19 protein-coding genes and 1 pseudogene are annotated in these 16,635 nt (G+C 61.2%); 7 read left to right on the forward strand and 13 right to left on the reverse strand.

The genetic code is table 11. From position 1 onward, the window contains the following. Positions 1–158 precede the first annotated feature (158 nt). Positions 159–1,163 (forward strand): nucleoid-associated protein YejK, encoded by a 1,005-nt coding sequence (yejK, locus tag BLR63_RS17150; protein ID WP_010564055.1) that lies wholly within the window; start codon positions 159–161, stop codon positions 1,161–1,163. Continuing rightward, entirely contained in the window at positions 1,163–1,513 is a 351-nt protein-coding gene (locus tag BLR63_RS17155; RefSeq protein ID WP_010564054.1) for a glutaredoxin family protein, read from the forward strand. Before yejK ends, BLR63_RS17155 begins: the two co-directional genes overlap by 1 nt. Positions 1,514–1,537: 24 nt before the next feature. Here the strand turns inward: BLR63_RS17155 and BLR63_RS17160 are convergent, their stop codons facing one another. The 4 genes from BLR63_RS17160 to BLR63_RS17175 form a co-directional block, all read right to left on the reverse strand. Beyond that, a complete protein-coding gene (locus BLR63_RS17160) occupies positions 1,538–1,864 on the reverse strand; it encodes a DUF3325 domain-containing protein (protein ID WP_010564053.1) in 327 nt (108 codons plus the stop codon). Beyond that, positions 1,865–3,433, reverse strand: coding sequence for a PepSY-associated TM helix domain-containing protein (locus BLR63_RS17165; protein ID WP_010564052.1), 1,569 nt, complete (start codon positions 3,431–3,433; stop codon positions 1,865–1,867). Next, the gene (locus tag BLR63_RS17170) at positions 3,430–3,732 is read right to left on the reverse strand and encodes a DUF3649 domain-containing protein (RefSeq protein ID WP_010564051.1); all 303 of its coding nucleotides are present in this window, start codon (positions 3,730–3,732) and stop codon (positions 3,430–3,432) included. The genes BLR63_RS17165 and BLR63_RS17170 overlap by 4 nt, the downstream gene beginning before the upstream one ends. A 94-nt stretch (positions 3,733–3,826) precedes the next feature. Beyond that, positions 3,827–4,738 (reverse strand): LysR family transcriptional regulator, encoded by a 912-nt coding sequence (locus BLR63_RS17175; RefSeq protein ID WP_010564050.1) that lies wholly within the window; start codon positions 4,736–4,738, stop codon positions 3,827–3,829. 107 nt (positions 4,739–4,845) lie between these two features. Between BLR63_RS17175 and BLR63_RS17180 the strand changes: the two genes are divergently transcribed. Beyond that, complete coding sequence (locus tag BLR63_RS17180; RefSeq protein WP_010564049.1) at positions 4,846–6,366, forward strand: MFS transporter; 1,521 nt, start codon at positions 4,846–4,848, stop codon at positions 6,364–6,366. Positions 6,367–6,786: 420 nt separating this feature from the next. On the opposite strand, the gene BLR63_RS17185 is transcribed toward BLR63_RS17180, so the two are convergent. From BLR63_RS17185 to BLR63_RS17195, 4 genes and pseudogenes are all read right to left on the reverse strand, one after another. After that, a complete protein-coding gene (locus BLR63_RS17185) occupies positions 6,787–7,197 on the reverse strand; it encodes a hypothetical protein (protein WP_010564048.1) in 411 nt (136 codons plus the stop codon). After that, positions 7,184–7,396 (reverse strand): annotated as a pseudogene (locus tag BLR63_RS31910) (polymorphic toxin type 44 domain-containing protein); the annotation flags it as partial. The gene BLR63_RS17185 and the pseudogene BLR63_RS31910, both read right to left, overlap by 14 nt. After that, positions 7,309–7,758 (reverse strand): hypothetical protein, encoded by a 450-nt coding sequence (locus BLR63_RS17190; RefSeq protein WP_010564047.1) that lies wholly within the window; start codon positions 7,756–7,758, stop codon positions 7,309–7,311. The gene BLR63_RS17190 and the pseudogene BLR63_RS31910, both read right to left, overlap by 88 nt. 348 nt (positions 7,759–8,106) lie before the next feature. After that, positions 8,107–8,517: an HPF/RaiA family ribosome-associated protein gene (locus BLR63_RS17195; RefSeq protein WP_010564046.1), complete on the reverse strand. Its 411-nt coding sequence runs from the start codon at positions 8,515–8,517 to the stop codon at positions 8,107–8,109. Positions 8,518–9,070: 553 nt separating this feature from the next. On the opposite strand from BLR63_RS17195, the gene BLR63_RS17200 reads away from it, so the two are divergent. Next, positions 9,071–9,388: a DUF3509 domain-containing protein gene (locus BLR63_RS17200; protein ID WP_010564045.1), complete on the forward strand. Its 318-nt coding sequence runs from the start codon at positions 9,071–9,073 to the stop codon at positions 9,386–9,388. On the opposite strand, the gene BLR63_RS17205 is transcribed toward BLR63_RS17200, so the two are convergent. After that, positions 9,385–9,873: a phosphate-starvation-inducible protein PsiE gene (locus tag BLR63_RS17205; protein ID WP_010564044.1), complete on the reverse strand. Its 489-nt coding sequence runs from the start codon at positions 9,871–9,873 to the stop codon at positions 9,385–9,387. The genes BLR63_RS17200 and BLR63_RS17205 overlap by 4 nt on opposite strands. Before the next feature lie 301 nt (positions 9,874–10,174). Here BLR63_RS17205 and BLR63_RS17210 point away from each other — a divergent pair, with 301 nt between their 5' ends. After that, positions 10,175–10,435: a YebG family protein gene (locus BLR63_RS17210; protein WP_010564043.1), complete on the forward strand. Its 261-nt coding sequence runs from the start codon at positions 10,175–10,177 to the stop codon at positions 10,433–10,435. Positions 10,436–10,477: 42 nt separating this feature from the next. Here BLR63_RS17210 and BLR63_RS17215 read toward each other — a convergent pair whose 3' ends face one another. Continuing rightward, positions 10,478–11,506, reverse strand: coding sequence for a Leu/Phe/Val dehydrogenase (locus BLR63_RS17215; protein ID WP_010564042.1), 1,029 nt, complete (start codon positions 11,504–11,506; stop codon positions 10,478–10,480). A gap of 186 nt (positions 11,507–11,692) precedes the next feature. On the opposite strand from BLR63_RS17215, the gene BLR63_RS17220 reads away from it, so the two are divergent. Further along, positions 11,693–12,496, forward strand: a complete 804-nt coding sequence (locus tag BLR63_RS17220; RefSeq protein WP_010564041.1) for a SirB1 family protein — start codon at positions 11,693–11,695, stop codon at positions 12,494–12,496. 14 nt (positions 12,497–12,510) lie between these two features. Here the strand turns inward: BLR63_RS17220 and maiA are convergent, their stop codons facing one another. From maiA to hmgA, 3 genes are read right to left on the reverse strand one after another with little or no spacing between them, the layout of a single operon-like run. Further along, entirely contained in the window at positions 12,511–13,149 is a 639-nt protein-coding gene (gene maiA / locus BLR63_RS17225) for a maleylacetoacetate isomerase (RefSeq protein ID WP_010564040.1), read from the reverse strand. 12 nt (positions 13,150–13,161) lie between these two features. Further along, a complete protein-coding gene (gene fahA / locus BLR63_RS17230; RefSeq protein WP_010564039.1) occupies positions 13,162–14,448 on the reverse strand; it encodes a fumarylacetoacetase in 1,287 nt (428 codons plus the stop codon). Between the two features lie 3 nt (positions 14,449–14,451). Beyond that, positions 14,452–15,735: a homogentisate 1,2-dioxygenase gene (hmgA, locus tag BLR63_RS17235; protein ID WP_010564038.1), complete on the reverse strand. Its 1,284-nt coding sequence runs from the start codon at positions 15,733–15,735 to the stop codon at positions 14,452–14,454. A 120-nt stretch (positions 15,736–15,855) separates the two neighbouring features. Between hmgA and BLR63_RS17240 the strand changes: the two genes are divergently transcribed. Then, complete coding sequence (locus BLR63_RS17240; RefSeq protein ID WP_010564037.1) at positions 15,856–16,635, forward strand: IclR family transcriptional regulator; 780 nt, start codon at positions 15,856–15,858, stop codon at positions 16,633–16,635.

Raw genomic sequence — 16,635 nt, forward strand, 5'->3', positions numbered from 1 at the left:
TGGTCAGCTTTATCGCTCTAAACCGTGAAAAAAAGGCATATGGCCCGTGGGAGGCCGGCCAAAACCGCCTTGGACGCGTGTCTTGGCCAATGGGTGCGGTACACTGGGCAACTTTTCGGGGAGACCAACCGCTCCCCTATCAACCAGCCGAGAAGCCTATGCCGATCCGTCATTGCATCGTCCACCTGATCGACAAAAAACCCGACGGCACACCCGCAGTTCTCCACGCCCGCGACTCCGAGCTCGCCGAGTCGGCCTCCATCGAGAACATGCTTGCCGACCTCAACGAGAGCTACAACGCCAAACAAGGCAAGGCCTGGGGGTTCTTCCATGCCGAGTCGGGCGCGCACCCGTTCAGCGGCTGGTTGAAGGACTATTTCGACGGTGGCCAGGATTTCACCACCTTCAGCCGCACGGCCGTCGAGCACCTGCAGAAGCTGATGGAAGAGTCCAACCTGTCCACCGGCGGCCACGTACTGTTTGCCCACTACCAGCAAGGCATGACCGACTACCTGGCCATCGCCCTGCTGCACCACAGCGAAGGCGTGGCGGTGACCGATGAGCTGGACGTGACCCCGTCGCGCCACCTCGACCTGGGCCAACTGCACCTGGCAGCACGCATCAACGTGTCCGAGTGGCAGAACAACAAGCAGTCCAAGCAGTACATCTCGTTTATCAAAGGCAAGAACGGCAAGAAGGTCTCGGAATACTTCCGCGACTTTATTGGCTGCCAGGAAGGCATCGACGGCCCCGGCGAAACCCGCACGCTGCTCAAGGCCTTCAGCGACTTCGTCGAAAGCGAAGACCTGCCGGACGAATCCGCCCGGGAAAAGACCAAGACCCTGGTGGATTACGCCAGCAGCCAGGCCAAGCTCGGCGAGCCCATGGGCCTGGAAGAATTGTCGGGCTTGATCGATGAAGATCGGCCTAAGGCGTTCTACGACCATATCCGCAACAAGGACTACGGCCTGTCGCCGGAAATCCCCGCCGACAAACGCACCCTCAACCAATTCCGCCGCTTCACCGGGCGCGCCGAGGGCCTGTCCATCAGTTTTGAAGCGCACCTGCTGGGCGACAAGATCGAGTACGACGAGGCTGCTGGCACCCTGATCATCAAGGGCCTGCCGACCCAACTGACCGACCAGCTCAAGCGCCGTAACTGATGCTTGGCGGGGTCTTTAAAAAAGTCCTGCTGGTGCTGCTGGTGGTGGTCGTGATCCAGAACTGGGGCAAGATCGAGCGGGTGTTCAACCCGTCCCAGGTGGTTTCGGAGCAGACACGCGCTTCGGCGCGGGTGGTGCTCTATGCCACCGAGTGGTGCGGCTACTGCAAGCAGATCCGCCGCTTTCTGGACCAGAAAGGCATTCCGTACCAGGCCGTGGATATCGACAAGGACGCCCAGGCGCGCAAGGCGTACGAGGCGTTGGGCGGAGGCGGGATTCCGTTCGTGGATGTGAACGGCACGCTGATTCGCGAGTACAGCCCCGAAAAAATCATGGCGGCGCTGGAATAATCCACAACAGGCACGCGGCAGGGCTCAGAGAGTGGCGAAGGCCGCAACGGGGCTGACCAGTACGCCGAGACCCGCAAGGATCAAGGCCAGCCTCGGCCGATACGGCAACAACAGCACCAGCAACAGTGCGCTGAACATCAGGACAGCGCACCACTGCACCAGTCCCAAGCCCCAACCGGCGACGGCCACCGCCGGCCAGATCGACACCGTCAGCACTAACCAACCGGCTATGCGCAAACCCAAGCGCCGACGCGGCGACGGCTTGCTGTGCAGCAGCTCGTCGTGATGCCGGTCGGTGGACAGGCACAGCGCGGTAAACCCGGCATAGCACATCAATAGCGCGAGCAGCATTCAGTGCACCTGGGACTTGAGGTTGAGCGAACGGGCAGCCTTGGGCGCAGGCGCCGCGCGGCGCTGCATCTTCCAGGCAGCCCAGGCAAGGAATACACCGCTGGCCAGGCAAGTCAGGTCGAAACCGGCCATGGCCCAGTCGCCCGTCGCCAGCGAAACATCCAGCGCGTGGGATGTGGTCAGCGCGTTGAGCAGTGGAATCGCCACAAACAGCAGCGCGCCGAAGCTCAATTGCTCGACCCACCCCCGACGACCGCGACGCAGGATCGCATGCAAGAGGCTCAAACCCCAGGCGATAAAGAAGGTTTGCACTTCCCAGCCGGAGCGCTCGGCGACGCTTGCCGGCAATAATCGATTGGCCCAGAAAAACGCCGCAATCGCGATCATCAGTCCGGACATGCTGGCGATGTTCAGCACTTCAACCAGTCGCAGCTCAAACGGCATCACGCCGGTTTTCGCATGTTTGAGCTGACGCTTGCCGAGCCAGATCACCAGTCCCGTACCGATCATCGCCGTGCCCGCCAGGCCGCAGATAAAGTACAGCCAGCGCAACACCGGACCGGCGAAATGGCCCATGTGCAGGCCGTAGAAACTGCCGCCGATCACCGCCGGCAGCGACTGCTCGCCACTGACCCGCAGCAGCTCGCCGCTAACGCCGCTGAACGACACGGTGCTGCCGAAATCATGCACCACCCGGTCAGACGCGGCGCGGAATACATTCACCGACGCATTCGCATCGCCCGGGTTATTCACCGCCACCCGTCCGACATGGCCGCCGGCCCACTGCGCGCGCGCCTGTTCATACATCGGTACCAGCGATTTCAACTGCCCAGGCTGACCGAGTGCCGGAGCATTGTCGGTGGCCGGGAACACCTCGTTGAAGAATGCGCGGGTGTCATTGCCATAGGAGGCCAGGATCGGCGCCGGCATCACCATGCTCATGAAGATCACCAGGCTGCTGTAGGTGATCATCAAGTGAAACGGCAGCACCAGCACACCCACGGCGTTATGCCCGTCGAGCCAGGAACGCTGGCCCTTGCGGGGGCGGAAGGTGAAGAAGTCCTTGAAGATTTTCTTGTGGGTGATGATCCCGGTGATCAACGCGACAAACATCACCATGGCGGCTGCGGTCGACAACCAGCGGCCCCACGGATGGGGCATCTGCAGCTGGAAGTGGAAACGATAGAAGAACTCGCCGCCCATGCTGTCGCGGGCCTGCACCGCCTGGCCGCTGACCGGATCGAGGGTTTTCTGGATGAAGTTGCCGCGCTTGCCGGGGTCGACCTTGTCCTGCCACATCACCGAAAGGCCCGGGTCACGGCTGTCCGGCAAGGTGATGAACCAGCGCGCGGCAGTCGGTGCCACTTGCTGCAGATAGGTTTGGGCGACACTCAGGCTGCGCGTATCGTCCATGGGGCGGGCCTGCACTTCAGGCTGCATCCAGTGGCTGATTTCGTCCTTGAAATACGACAGGGTACCCGTCAGGAAAATCGCGAATAGCAGCCAGCCAAAGATCAATCCGGCCCAGGTGTGCAACCAGGCCATCGCCTGGCGAAAGCCCTCTTTCATGTGCGTGCCATCCACCACCCCACACCCGCCAAGGCAGCGAACGCCACACTCGGCACCATCACGCCCAACCAGGCACGCGCCGCATTGCGACAGGCGAAACACCAGAGCACCGCCAACAGGTAGAACACAAATGAACTCATCATCCCGGTGATCACCGCATCGGCACGGGCTGTGGGCGTCCACAACGCCAGGCAGATACTGGCCAGGGCCGCCATCAGGTAGCCGCCCACCACCGCAGCCAGCACGCGGGAGGTCACGCCAAGACGATAGGAGACGGGCAACGCGGTTTTGCTTTTCATGGGAGAAGCGCCAGGTTCATCAGCGCGCAATATTAATGATAAATATTCTCATATGCAAAAGAGAACGGATGAATCTCCGCGACCAAGGCGTGATCTAACTGCCCGCCAGGCAACTGGGGGTGCCCGCGACCAAGGCATCGATGGCGTAACGCGTCTTGGCCGGCATGTGTGCCGCCGTGGGCCAGATCACATGGATCGGCGCGGGTTGCTCGCGGTAACTCGGCAATACCGCGACCAGTTGCCCGCGCAATACATAGTGGGCGATCAGCCAACTCGGCAACCAGGCCAGCCCCGCGCCGGCGATAGCGGCATCGGCCACGGCCTGGAGGTCGTCCATCATCAGCGGCGAAGCGACCCGCGCGCGGTGCGGGCGGCCTTGGGCATCATTGAGTTCCCATTCCAGGCGCGGCGCATTGCAGCGATAGGCAATGCCGCGGTGCCCGGCCAAATCCTCGAGACGCTCGATTCGACCGACGCGCTGCAAATACGCTGGTGCCGCCGCCAGCCCGATGGCCTGTTCACCCAGGCGTCGCGCGCTCAGGCGGTCGGTATCGGGTAACGCGCCGATGCGCACCGCCAGGTCGAAGCCTTCCTGGGCCACGTCGATCAGCCGGTCGGAAAACGAAATATCAATCTCCAACTGCGCAAAACGATCCAGCAGGCCCCACAGCGCCGGCGCCGCATAGTGGTGCCCGAAGGCCAGTGGCAAGCTCGCCCTCAAGCGCCCGCGTGGCTGCTGCCGACCGCTTTCCAGCACGGACTCAGCCGCTTCCAGCTCGGCCAGCGCGCGCAGGCAATGCTCGTAATAGGCCTGCCCGTCATCGGTCAACCGCTGGCGGCGGGTGGAGCGCTGCAATAAGCACGTGCCCAGGCGTGCCTCCAGGCGCGCCAAGCCTTTGCCCACCGCCGAACGGGTGAGGTTCAGGCGTTCGGCGGCTTCGGTCAGGTTGCCGCTCTCGACGATCTGCAGAAAGAGTTCAACACCATCAAAACGTGGGGTAGCCATGGGGTGATTGTCGCCTTTTATTCCCTTATTAAAGGAAAACTTGTCACGAATAAAGAATCCACTTCCCGCGAGAATGACACGCTCCCCCTCTCGAAAGGAAGACCCCCATGCCTCCCGCCGTCGCCGTATCGACCGTCAACCCGACAAGCACCGCCAGAAATGCGCTCGCCCTCACGGCCGTGTGCCTGGTGGCGCTGATGTTCGGCCTGGAAATCTCCAGCGTGCCGGTGATCCTGCCCACGCTGGAACAACAACTGGGCAGCGGATTCCAGGATGCTCAATGGATCATGAACGCCTACACCCTGGCCTGCACCAGCGTACTGATGGCTGCCGGTACGCTGGCCGACCGCTTTGGCCGGCGACGCATGCTGGTGCTGTGCTTGTGGCTGTTTGGCCTGGCCTCGCTGGCCTGCGGGCTGGCTGAAGACGCGTCCTTGCTGATTGCGGCGCGATTCGTCCAGGGCGTGGGCGCGGGGGCGATGATGATCTGCCAGTTCGCGATTTTGTCGCACCAGTTCCGCGAGCCAGCAGCGCGGGCGCGGGCGTTCGCGGTGTGGGGCGTGATCGCAGGCCTGGGCCTGGGCTTCGGGCCGATGGTCGGGGCGTTGATCCTGGCGGTAGCGGACTGGCGCTGGGTGTTTCTCGTGCATGTGCCGCTGACCCTGCTGACCCTGGCGCTGCTGCACGTCAGCGTGCAGGAGTCGCGCGACCCGGCCAGCCATCGCCTCGATATCGCGGGCATGTTCACCTTGACGCTGTCGGTGTTTGCATTGGTCTACTTCATCACCCAAGGCGCCGAGAACGGCTTTGGCACTCCACCCATGCGGGGCTGGGCCGGCCTGTCGCTGGCCGCGCTGCTGCTGTTCATCTTGATTGAGCGACGCAGCGCCCATCCGATGTTCGATTTCTCGGTGTTTCGCATCCAACGCTTCAATGGCGCGTTGATGGGTTCGATCGGCATGAACTTCAGTTTCTGGCCGTTCATGATCTATCTGCCGTTGTACTTCCAGGCTGGCCTGGGCTACGACACCCTGACCACCGGCGGCGCCCTGCTCGCCTATACCCTGCCCACCTTGCTGGTACCGCCGCTGGCCGAACGCCTGGCCCTGCGCTACGGCGCCGAACGCATCATCCCGTTGGGCCTTGGGGTGATGGGCACGGGCTTTATGGCCATGGCCGCCGCCAATGGCGCCACGCATCCAAGCATCGTGCTGGTGCTGTTCAGTTGCGCAATGGCGGGCGTGGGCCTGGCGCTGACCAACTCACCGACCACCAACACCACCACCGGCTCGGTGTCGGCGGATCGCGCTGGCATGGCCTCGGGTATCGACCTCAGTGCGAGGCTGATCACCCTGGCGGTCAATATCGCGCTGATGGGCCTGGTGCTCTTGCTGGGAATCGGTCATCAACTGGCCGCCGTGTTGCCAGCCACCACCGCGCCGGATTGGCCCGCCATCAGTCAGTACGTTGCAGCAGGCAAGTTGGAGGGGCTGGCATCAATGGGCCTGACGCGCCCGGATGCCCAGGCCGCGCTACGCCACGGCGCCGGCTGGGCGATGCTGTTCGCGGGCATAGGGGCATGCGGGTTGGCGTTGTTGAGCAGGTATTTTTTCCGACGCGGTAGGTAAACGAAAACGGGCCTGCATAACGGCTTATACCTAAACGGTCCATAGATTTTTAGGAGATCTATTAAAATCAGAACTTTGAGCATCACGGGTTTACGACGTATGCGTACATCGTAATGCATCGCTGCTCCCGAGCGCCGCAGTAACGTCGGCGTTATTATCGGATCCATAACTCCTTGCACTGCACCACTTCGCATTCGCGAGCCCGCAGAATTCGGAAGAAATCGTACGCTAAGGATTTTTTTCCGAGTTCGGCGGGTTCCCAACGAGGCGCTAGAGTCATTTGTCGCGCTTGAACATACCAAGGCAACTCCATTTGCTTGCGGGTCTCTTCAGCTACGTCCTCCATCATGCCGGGATGAGGGCAGGCTTTCGGAATGCGAGCAATAACGATTGAATAACTTGACCCCAGTGAAAACCGCGTTATGGCTTTGCCGAGCCCGCAACGCACGGCTTCAAGCGATCAGCATCCGTGCCACTTCCTTCACTGTTGTCGATATCACCGTTACGGTCGAGGTGAATTTCCGTTGTCGGCCATCTTGGTGTGATGTTGATGCAATGACTACGGCCTTTGTTGCTCCACCAATCGAGTCTCATAAAGAAGTCTTCATTGGGGAAGATGTGTCCAACATCACCGGTCGTCTCGCCCGGACGCAAGTTCCCTCGGACGATCCTATTTTGCGTGTTGAGTACATAGCTGAAGTCCTCGGCTCCATCTTTCGAATAGAAAACGTAGAGCTTTGGCGGTGCGTAGTACCAGAATGCAATCGCTGCCACTAGCAACAGGACAACCCATCGTCCGATGTGTAGCGGTCTTTTCTCACTTGCAAACATGCTTTTGAACCCCTCCAGCCCATTCGGCTATTGGTACGGCCAACACCTTGTCCATAATGATTTGTGCGTTAACACCACCGTTCGGGTACTCCTTGTAGAGGTTCATTCCGATCATGATAGAGACCCTATCGGGTACATCGTCCCATGCTCGCATCCCTTCAACGCCTTCCGTTCTGCGTGGACCTTTGAATCGCTCAGGGTGTTGCGTTTGCCGTGGTTGGGCCCTTCTTCTGGATTGGGCTCTGAGGCGTACTCATGACGCACCAGGCAGAACGAGTTGGAGTATTTGAGTTTCTGGCCCGCGTCACCGAAGGTCGTTTGCCGATAGTCGTCATTGAGCCGATATGCCACAACTTCCCCATCGGCCATGCAGCGCAGCGCGTCGTCCGAGACGCATTGCGGTGCACTCTGGTCGGTGATGTGAATACCGCCATGCCAAAACCTGTTACTGCCCATCAGGTAATGCCCATACGTTTCCTTTTCGAGGGTTCGAAAAAGTTCGGAGGCGTCAGTGAAAGGCGTTCCGTCAGGTTTTCTGATCGGGTAGTGGAAATTCATCATGGGTGACTATTCCGGGCATCAAGATTGCGAGAAGGACGGTCAGAACTTCAATGGGTTACGGCGATCTTCGGAAGCTTTTTGGCGTATGCGCTCACCTTGGGCTTGCTTTTTATCCATGGGAAATCCCGGCCTAAGACCTGAGTGTGCTAGGGAGCATGTGAGAAGGTGATTCTTGTGAGGGAGCCTCGGCCTAGCAAGGAAATGACTTTTGCAGCATTTGTCCGCTCAGGATTTCTCCGTGGCAGCCTACATGTAGGTCACATTCTTCCAGGTCAAGGTATAGCTTTCGCAACAACAGAATAAAAAATACCCCTCGAAAGAGGGGTATTTTCAGCAAATGAAAAACTGTCAGCTGTTAATTGCAGCGTTTTCGTTTTCCAGGAATTCCTCTTCAAGGGCGTCATCGTTCACTTTGTTGGCCGGCACGTTTTTCGCGGCAGCGCGTGGCTTGCCTTGCAGTTTGCCGAACAGGTGTTCCAACGCATGGTCCAGCTTGGTCGCCGCACCGTCGATCGCCAGTTCCAGGGTATCGGCCTTATGCAGAACCGAAACGGGTTGATGGCCCTTTGGCCGTGCTTCCAGGCGGCAGCTTAAATCGTGGGGACCGGGCTTGTCGCCGTTCTCATCCCGCAGGTAGACCTCAACGCGGGTCAGGTCTTCGTCATAACGTTCGAGCGTGCTTTCGATGGTGTTACGTACCCACTCCTCCAGTCGGATGCTGCTTTCAATATGGTTATCGCTATTGACTTGGATTTGCATAGTTCTTCCCTTATTTCAGCTAGCTCGCGAGAGATCACAAACTGCAACACCGGGGTGGTGAAACCATGACCTCTTGGTTACACAATTGAGCAGTCAGAAGAACAATTCAAGCCCTTTGCAAAGATAAATCCTACATTACAAATTAAGTCTGACTACGAGCAAAAACACTGTTAGGGTGGGGAGTTAGTTACATCTTCTTACACCCACGCGCTTCATCATTACCCCTGCCTCCTCCAGCGAATCATGCACCGCTTTCTCGCTATTGCCCTGAAACAAAGCACGATGCCACCCCATGCGGGAGGGGCTTGCCTGCAATTGCGCTGGATCAGCGAACGAATCCCGGGTCAATCCACCGCAATTGCGGGCAAGCCCCTCCCACAAGCGTGTCCCGGCGTCATATAGGTCGCTGTACGGCACGCCCCTTGCTGTACTGCCATGGGGTAAACGGATTTTGTGAACCCTCAGCGACGGAGTGGCCGGTGGTCAGGCAACGCGAACTAATCCAGACGCCGGTCGTCAATGACTGCATGTTCTTATCAGGCGGTAACGCACCATGGACAATCCTTTTCAGATCATCACCGACACTTTCACCCCGAAATACCGGGTCAATTTAAGCATCCAGCGGTTGGACGGCAGCATCATGCTCACCCTCTCGAACGAGAGTGGCGTGGTGGCCAAACGCATGATCAGCGCCGAACAACGCAAAGACCCCCAGCGCCTCAAACGTTTGGTGCAAAGCATCCAGTTCGGCATTGCCATCGAGCAAGGCCACAGCGCCATGGAGATCCTGGCGGTCATGACGGACGGCGACAGCCATAAAGTCTTGCAGCGCCCGCCCAACCGCTCCCTGCCCGTCAGCGCCGGGCTTTAAAGCTCACCCTTCTCGGTCTCCTGGCTCGCCTCGCCCTTGCGTCGCGGGCCTTCGACCTTCACCGACGGAAACGCCGACGACGCATAGCGCACCACCAGGATCGAGAACGCCAGCAGCAGAATCCCGCCACACAGGTAGATGATGCCGAGGTCGGGCGGGTTGTGGTGGGACACGTTGGAGATCAGCAAGCGCGTCAACGCCGTGATCGCCACGTAGATCAGGAAGCGCACCGGCATGTGGTTGGTCTTGAAGTAAATCCCGACCATGGCGCCCAATTCCAGGTAGATGAACAGCAGCAAGATGTCATCGATCTTGATGTGCCCGTTCTCCAGCATCCCCAGAAATTCCATCACTGCCGCCCAGGCGGTCACCGCACCGATGGCGAACAACGCCATGTAGTGGAACGTCTCGACAAACAGATTACCCAGCGACTCAGCCAGCCCATGGACGTTCTGGCGTAGTTTTTCGGCCCAGTTGATTTTCACGATGATACTTCCTTAGGTCGACTCGACCGGATAATGCGGGTTGGACGTGACGGTTATTCTGCATGCAGAAAAAAGGCCAGGGGCAAGGATAAGATGATAGCGGGATGATATGAGGCACAGAGGGATGAAGACGACCGCCTGGCCCGTGGTGAGAAATGTCCGTTGCGGCCGCTCCCGCCTCTATTTCGCGGCTACATTAAAAAACTGCTACCCAAACCCCACGGTTTGGCTTACCCTTTTCGCTGTATATAAATACAGTAGTAGCAAAAGACAACTATCGTGAAGGCATGTGAGGTGGTGAATGGCCGTCGAAGTGGTATACCGCAGCAGCCGAGATCTGGAGCGTTTGTTCATGGATAAAGCCGAAGCTGACCGTCATGACAAGATGCTTGAACTCGCTGAGTTGCTGGCAGAAGTGTTGCAAAAAGCCGTGCCGTCGTTGAGCGAGCAACAGGTGGAAGAAGCCGGGATCTACATGGCGAAGAATCGCGATGTATTTGCCAAGGCGTTCAAGAGCCAACCGGACGCGCTGTCCGAGTTGTTGAACCCGCCGGCGGAATAAGCCCGAATTGAACAGGCCCTGAATCGTTGATTCAGGGCCTTTTTAATGCGCGGCTGGGTAGAGCAGGCGTTCGGCCAGTTCGTCTGCCACCCGTGCGGGGGAACGCTTTTCGGCTTGGGCGTGGGCGAAGATTTCGGTCAAGCGCGTGCCGATGTTGGACAGGTGCGCGGTGATGGTGGGCAGTTCGGCACCGCTGTGTTTAAGCGCGACGTAGATCAGGCCACCGGAGTTGATCACGTAGTCCGGGGCGTAGAGGATGCCACGGCCCTCCAGTTGATCGGCCACTTGCAGGTTGGTCAGTTGTGTACTGGCTGAACCGGCGACGGCGGCGCAGCGCAGTTGGCCGACGCTCTGGCGATTGAACACGGCGCCCACGCCGCAAGGCGCGAGGATGTCGCACGGGGTGCTGAGCAGCGCATCGTTGGCGATGGGGTGCGCGCCAAGCTGCTCCATGGCCAGTTGCACTTTGCCATGATCGATGTCGCTGACCAGCAGTTCGGCACCGGCGGCGTGCAGTTGTTCGGCCAATGCATAACCGACATTGCCCAGGCCCTGGATCGCTACGCGCAGGCCTTCGAGGTTGTCGCTGCCCAGGCGCGCCATGGCGGTGGTGCGGATACCGGCGAATACGCCCATGGCGGCGTGGGGCGACGGGTCGCCAGCGGCGGTGGTGCTGGTGACGTAGCGGGTGTGCTGGGCGATGCAGTCCATGTCGGCCACTGAGGTGCCGCTGTCGATGGCGGTGATATAACGCCCGTTGAGTTGCTCGATGCACCGACCGAAGGCTTCAAACAGTGCCGCACGGCTTTCCACATGGGCAGGGCGCAGGATCACCGCGCTACCGCCGCCCACCGGCAAACCGGCCAGGGCGGCCTTGTAGCTCATGCCCTGGGCCAGGCGCGCGGCATCGGCCACAGCACTTTCGTCATCGGGGTAAGCGAGATAGCGACAGCCACCCAAGGCTGGGCCCAGGCGGCTGTTGTGGATGGCTATGACCGCCTTCAACCCCGACACCGGGTCGATGCTCAGGTGCAGCGATTCAAGGCGGGTGCTGTGCATGAGAGCAAACATCGTCGAGCTCCCGAATCACTTCTTGTAGTCGCCAAGTATAGGCGTGCAGCAGAAAACTGCCGAAGTGCGCAGGAATAAGCCGTCCGGTTTTGCAGGCTCCGGGAAATAAGCAGGCGGGATATTTCTCAAGCTACTGGACGAAAATTCCCAGCAAGGCTAAAACGGGAGCATCCGCCGGAGAATGCAATGAATCCCCGCAAAGCCTTTTTCGCCTGCCTGGAACGCTCGCCGCCTGCGCTGTTCGAAGCGGCGCTGTGGATCGCCGCCGAGCACGACCCGGCGGTGCAACCGCTGGCGATCCTGCAGGCGCTGACCACGCTGGCGCAACAGGTGAGCATGGGCATGCCCATGCTGCCGGCGGATGAACTCGGCCAGCCACTGTTACGGCGCCTGAATGACCTGGGCTTTGCCCAGGATGACTTCACCCCCTTGCGCCCCGCCGCTGCCCTGCTCGACAAGGTCTTGCAACGCCAGCGCGGGCAACCCCTGGCCATGGGGTTGATTGCCATGGAAGTGGCGCGACGCTTGGATATTCCCATGGTCGGCGTCAACTTCCCGGGGCATTTCCTCCTGCGCGTGCCCGGTACCGACCACCTGCTGGACCCCTGCGGCGGTCGGCGCCTGTACCCCAAGGATTGCCGCGAACTGCTGCAACGCCAATACGGCCCCAATCTCAAGTTGCAGGCCGAACACCTGCACACCGCCACGCCACGGGCGATCCTGCAACGGCTGTCGCGCAACCTGCGCCAGTTGCACCTCTCCAATGACAACCCCTTGGCCGCCCTGGTCGACGCCGAACGCGTGCTGGAACTGGGCAACGCCAGTGCCGCCGATTACCTCGCCCGCGCCAGCCTGTATCAACGCCTGGACTGCCCGAACGCCGAGCGCTTCGATCTGGAACACGCGCTGCTGCTCAGCGAAGACCCGATCCAGCGCCTGCGCCTGACCGAGCGACTGGGGCACCTGCCGCCCAATTCAGTGGTGCACTAGCCCCCCCCCCGCCCCTACGCCGGTGTGTCGGGCTGGTTGGCCGGATGGGCCTTGATGAACGCCGGATGCGCCGCCGCCAACGCGGCCACCCGCCCGATGCGCGGATACGCTGCCAATGGCACCTTGAAGCGCTCGGCGGCATACAGCTGCGGAATCAGAAACGCATCCGCCAGCCCCGGCCGTTCGCCAAAACAAAAGCCATGATCGCCGATCAACTGCTCCACCGCGCCCAACCCCTGGCTGATCCAATGACCGATCCAGGCCAGCACTTGCGTTTCATCATGCCCCCACTGGCGCAGCAGGTTTTGGGTGCTGGAGTTGTGCAGCGGGTGAATGTCACAGGCGACGATCGACGCCACCGCGCGCGCATGGGCGCGCATCGCCACATCCTGGGACAGCAGCGGTACCTGTGGATAACGCTCCTCCAGGTACTCGATGATCGCCGACGACTGGATCAACAGTTCGCCGTCATCGGTGCGTAGGGCCGGCACGCGGCCTTGCGGGTTGATCGCCAGGTACTCCGGCTGGTGATTGGCGCCGCCCGCCGGCACCAGCAAGTTGACCGGCACGGCGGTGTAATCCAGGCCCTTGAGCGCCAGTGCGATCCGGACCCGATACGACGCGGTGGACCGATAGTAAGTGTAGAGTTGCATCGCCCGCTCCTCTCAGCGCGCCGCGACCACGGTGCCGCGGCATTCGCCGAAGCCGATGGAGGCAAAACCGTCGCGGCTGCAACGGCCACGCAAAATGATTTCATCGCCGTCTTCGAGGAATTTACGCACCTCGCCCGACGCCAGTTCAATCGGCTTTTTACCCCCCTCGGTGATCTCCAGCAAGCTGCCGAACTGCCCCGGCTGCGGCCCGGACAAGGTGCCCGAACCGAACAGATCACCGGCCTGCAACTGGCAGCCATTGACGCTGTGGTGTGCCACCATTTGCGCCACGGTCCAGTACATGTACTGGGTATTGCTCAGGGTCAGGCGCTGGGCCGGCAGGTTCTGTTCGCGCATCGACGCCGTGGTCAGCAACACCTCCAGCTCGATATTGAACGCGCCCGCGGCCTGATCGCGTTGATCCAGCAGGTACGGCAGCGGTTGCGGATCGCCTTCGGGGCGCGCCGGTTGGGCCTGGCGGAACGGCGCCAGCGCTTCGGCCGTCACGACCCACGGCGAGACAGAGGTGATGAAGCTCTTGGACAAAAACGGCCCCAGCGGCTGGTATTCCCAAGCCTGGATATCCCGCGCCGACCAGTCGTTGAGCAGGCAGAAACCGGCGATATGCTCGGCCGCGTCGCCAATGGCAATCGAGTCGCCCATGGCATTGCCCTGGCCGATCCAGATGCCCAGCTCCAGCTCGTAGTCCAGCCGCGCGCACGGGCCGAAGATCGGCTCGCTCCCGCCGGCCGGCAGGGTCTGGCCTTTGGGGCGGCGTACCTCAGTGCCGGACGGGCGGATGGTCGACGCACGGCCGTGGTAACCGATCGGCACGTACTTGTAGTTGGGCAGCAGCGGGTTGTCGGGACGGAACAGTTTGCCGACGTTCTGCGCGTGTTCGATGCCGACGTAGAAATCGGTGTAGTCATTGATTTTTGCCGGCAGGTGCATCTGGCAATCGGCGGCGCGATACAGCACCTCGGCCTCACGGGCTTGCAGCGCACTGCCCTGCGCCAGCAATGCCAGCAGGCGCTCGCGCAGAGCCACCCGCGGGCCACGGCCCAGTTCGAAGAAGGCATTCAACTGCCCGCCGGCGGTAGCGTCGACGGCGCGCAGGGCTTCACCGTCAAATGCATCGCGGGCGGCCTGCAGGTCGAGGATGCAGTCGCCAATCGCCACGCCACTGCGCGGTGCCGAGCCGTTGATACTGAACACGCCCAGCGGCAGGTTCTGCAGGGGGAAATCGCGGTGACCGTTGGCGCTGGCCACCCAGCTGCGGGTAGGAGTGGGTTCAGTCATGGGTTATCTCCGGTTCGGGTTGAAGGTGATGGGCAACGAGGCCCAGCACGCGTCATAAGCAGGTTGCAGTTGCGGGCACTCGAGGGCGAACTGGGTCGGACGCAACACCTGGCTGGTCTCGAACATGAAGGCCATGGTGTTGTCGATCTTGTGCGGCGCCAAGTCCACGTTGATGGCCTTGGTGCAGGTCTCGCCATCCGGGCCGTGGGCGCTCATGCAACTGTGCAGCGACGCGCCGCCGGGCACGAAGCCTTCGGCCTTGGCGTCGTAGGCGCCCTGGATCAGGCCCATGTATTCGTTCATCAGATTGCGGTGGAACCACGGCGGGCGGAAGGTGTTCTCGGCCACCATCCAGCGCGGCGGGAAGATCACGAAGTCGAGGTTGGCCAGGCCGTGCACGCTGGTGGGCGAGGTCAATACGGTAAAGATCGACGGGTCCGGGTGGTCGAAACTCACGGTACCGATGGTGTTGAAACGGCGCAGGTCGTATTTGTACGGCACGTTATTGCCGTGCCAGGCGACCACGTTCAACGGCGAATGGTCGAGTTCGCAGGCCCACAGTTCACCGAGGAATTTCTGGACCAGGGTCGTCGGTTGCCTGAGGTCTTCGTAGTGGGCGACCGGGGTGAGGAAATCGCGCGGGTTGGCCAGGCCGTTGCTGCCGATGGGGCCAAGGTCCGGCAGGCGCAGCGGCGCGCCGTGGTTTTCGGCGACGTAGCCGCGCGCTTGCGCATCCAGCAGTTCGACGCGGAATTTCAGGCCGCGTGGCAGTACGACGATTTCCAGCGGCTCGACGTCCAGCACGCCCAGTTCGGTGGCAATCCGCAGGCGACCCTGCTCAGGCACGATCAACAGTTCGCCGTCGGCATTAAAGAACACCCGCTGCATCGAGCGGTTAGCGCGGTAGGTGTGGATGCTGATGCCCGAGGGCGTTTGCGATCCCGAATTGGCGGCCATGCCCACCAGCCCATCAATGAAGTCCGTCGGTTCAGCGGGAATATCCAGCGGGTTCCAGCGCAGCCGGTTCGGCGTCACCGCCCCCAGCGGCCCGCCGGCCAATTGCCGTGCCAGCTTGACGAATGCCGGGTGGTTGGCCGATGGCTGGATGCGATACAGCCAGGTCCGGCGTGCTTCGCTGCGCGCCATGGTGAAGGCCGTGCCGGAGAACAGTTCGGTGTACAGCCCATAGGGGGCTTTTTGCGGGGAGTTCTGGCCGACCGGCAGCGCGCCGGGCAAGGCTTCGCTGGCGAATTCATTGCCAAAACCCGAAAGGTATTCGAGGTTCATGGATCATCCTCTGTGCGCAAGTTGTTTTTATCGTAATCCAGTTACGCACAACGTAATTTGATCGCTATCGACCGTCAAGCTATAAAGACGCCCATTCATCTCTCGGATTCTCGCCCCTCCATGGAAAAGCCCCGCGACACCGGTAAACAGAAAGTCCGCTCGGCCGAAGTGGGCACCGATATCCTCAAGGCCCTGGCCGAACTATCCCCCGCCACTTCGCTGTCGCGCCTGGCCGAGCATGTGCAGATGCCGGCGAGCAAGGTCCACCGCTACCTGCAGGCGTTGATCGCCTCGGGGTTTGCCGAACAGAACAGCGCCACCAACCACTACGGCCTGGGCCGCGAAGCCTTGCGCGTGGGCCTGGCCGCGCTGGGCAGCATCGATGTGCTGAAGGTCGGCGCGATGCCCCTGGCGCAACTGCGCGACGAGTTGAATGAAACCTGCTTCCTGGCGGTCTGGGGCAATCAGGGCGCGACCGTGGTGCAGATCGAACCGGCGGTGCGCGCGGTGACGGTAGTGACGCAGTTGGGTTCGGTCTTGCCGCTGCTCGGCTCGTCCACCGGGCTGGTGTTCAGCGCGTTCCTGCCATCGCGGGAAACCGTCGAGTTGCGTGAGCGCGAGATCCAGGCCGGTATCGCCCATGCGTTGGTGGACGATCAGGCCTACGCAACTTTGTGCAAACAGATCCGCAGCCGTGGCCTGCACTTTGTGCATGGTTTGCTGATGCCTGGGGTGGATGCGTTGTCCGCGCCGGTGTTCAACGCGGTCGGGCACGTGGCGGCGGTGATGACCGTGGTCGGCCCCACTTCGCTGTTCCATGCCGATGAAGACGGCCCGGCGGCCCAGCGTTTGCTGGCGGCGACGCAGGCCGTGAGCTGGCGGATGGGCTATCAGCCTTGA

The sequence above is a fragment of the Pseudomonas extremaustralis genome (genome assembly GCF_900102035.1).
Lineage (GTDB): Bacteria > Pseudomonadota > Gammaproteobacteria > Pseudomonadales > Pseudomonadaceae > Aquipseudomonas > Aquipseudomonas extremaustralis.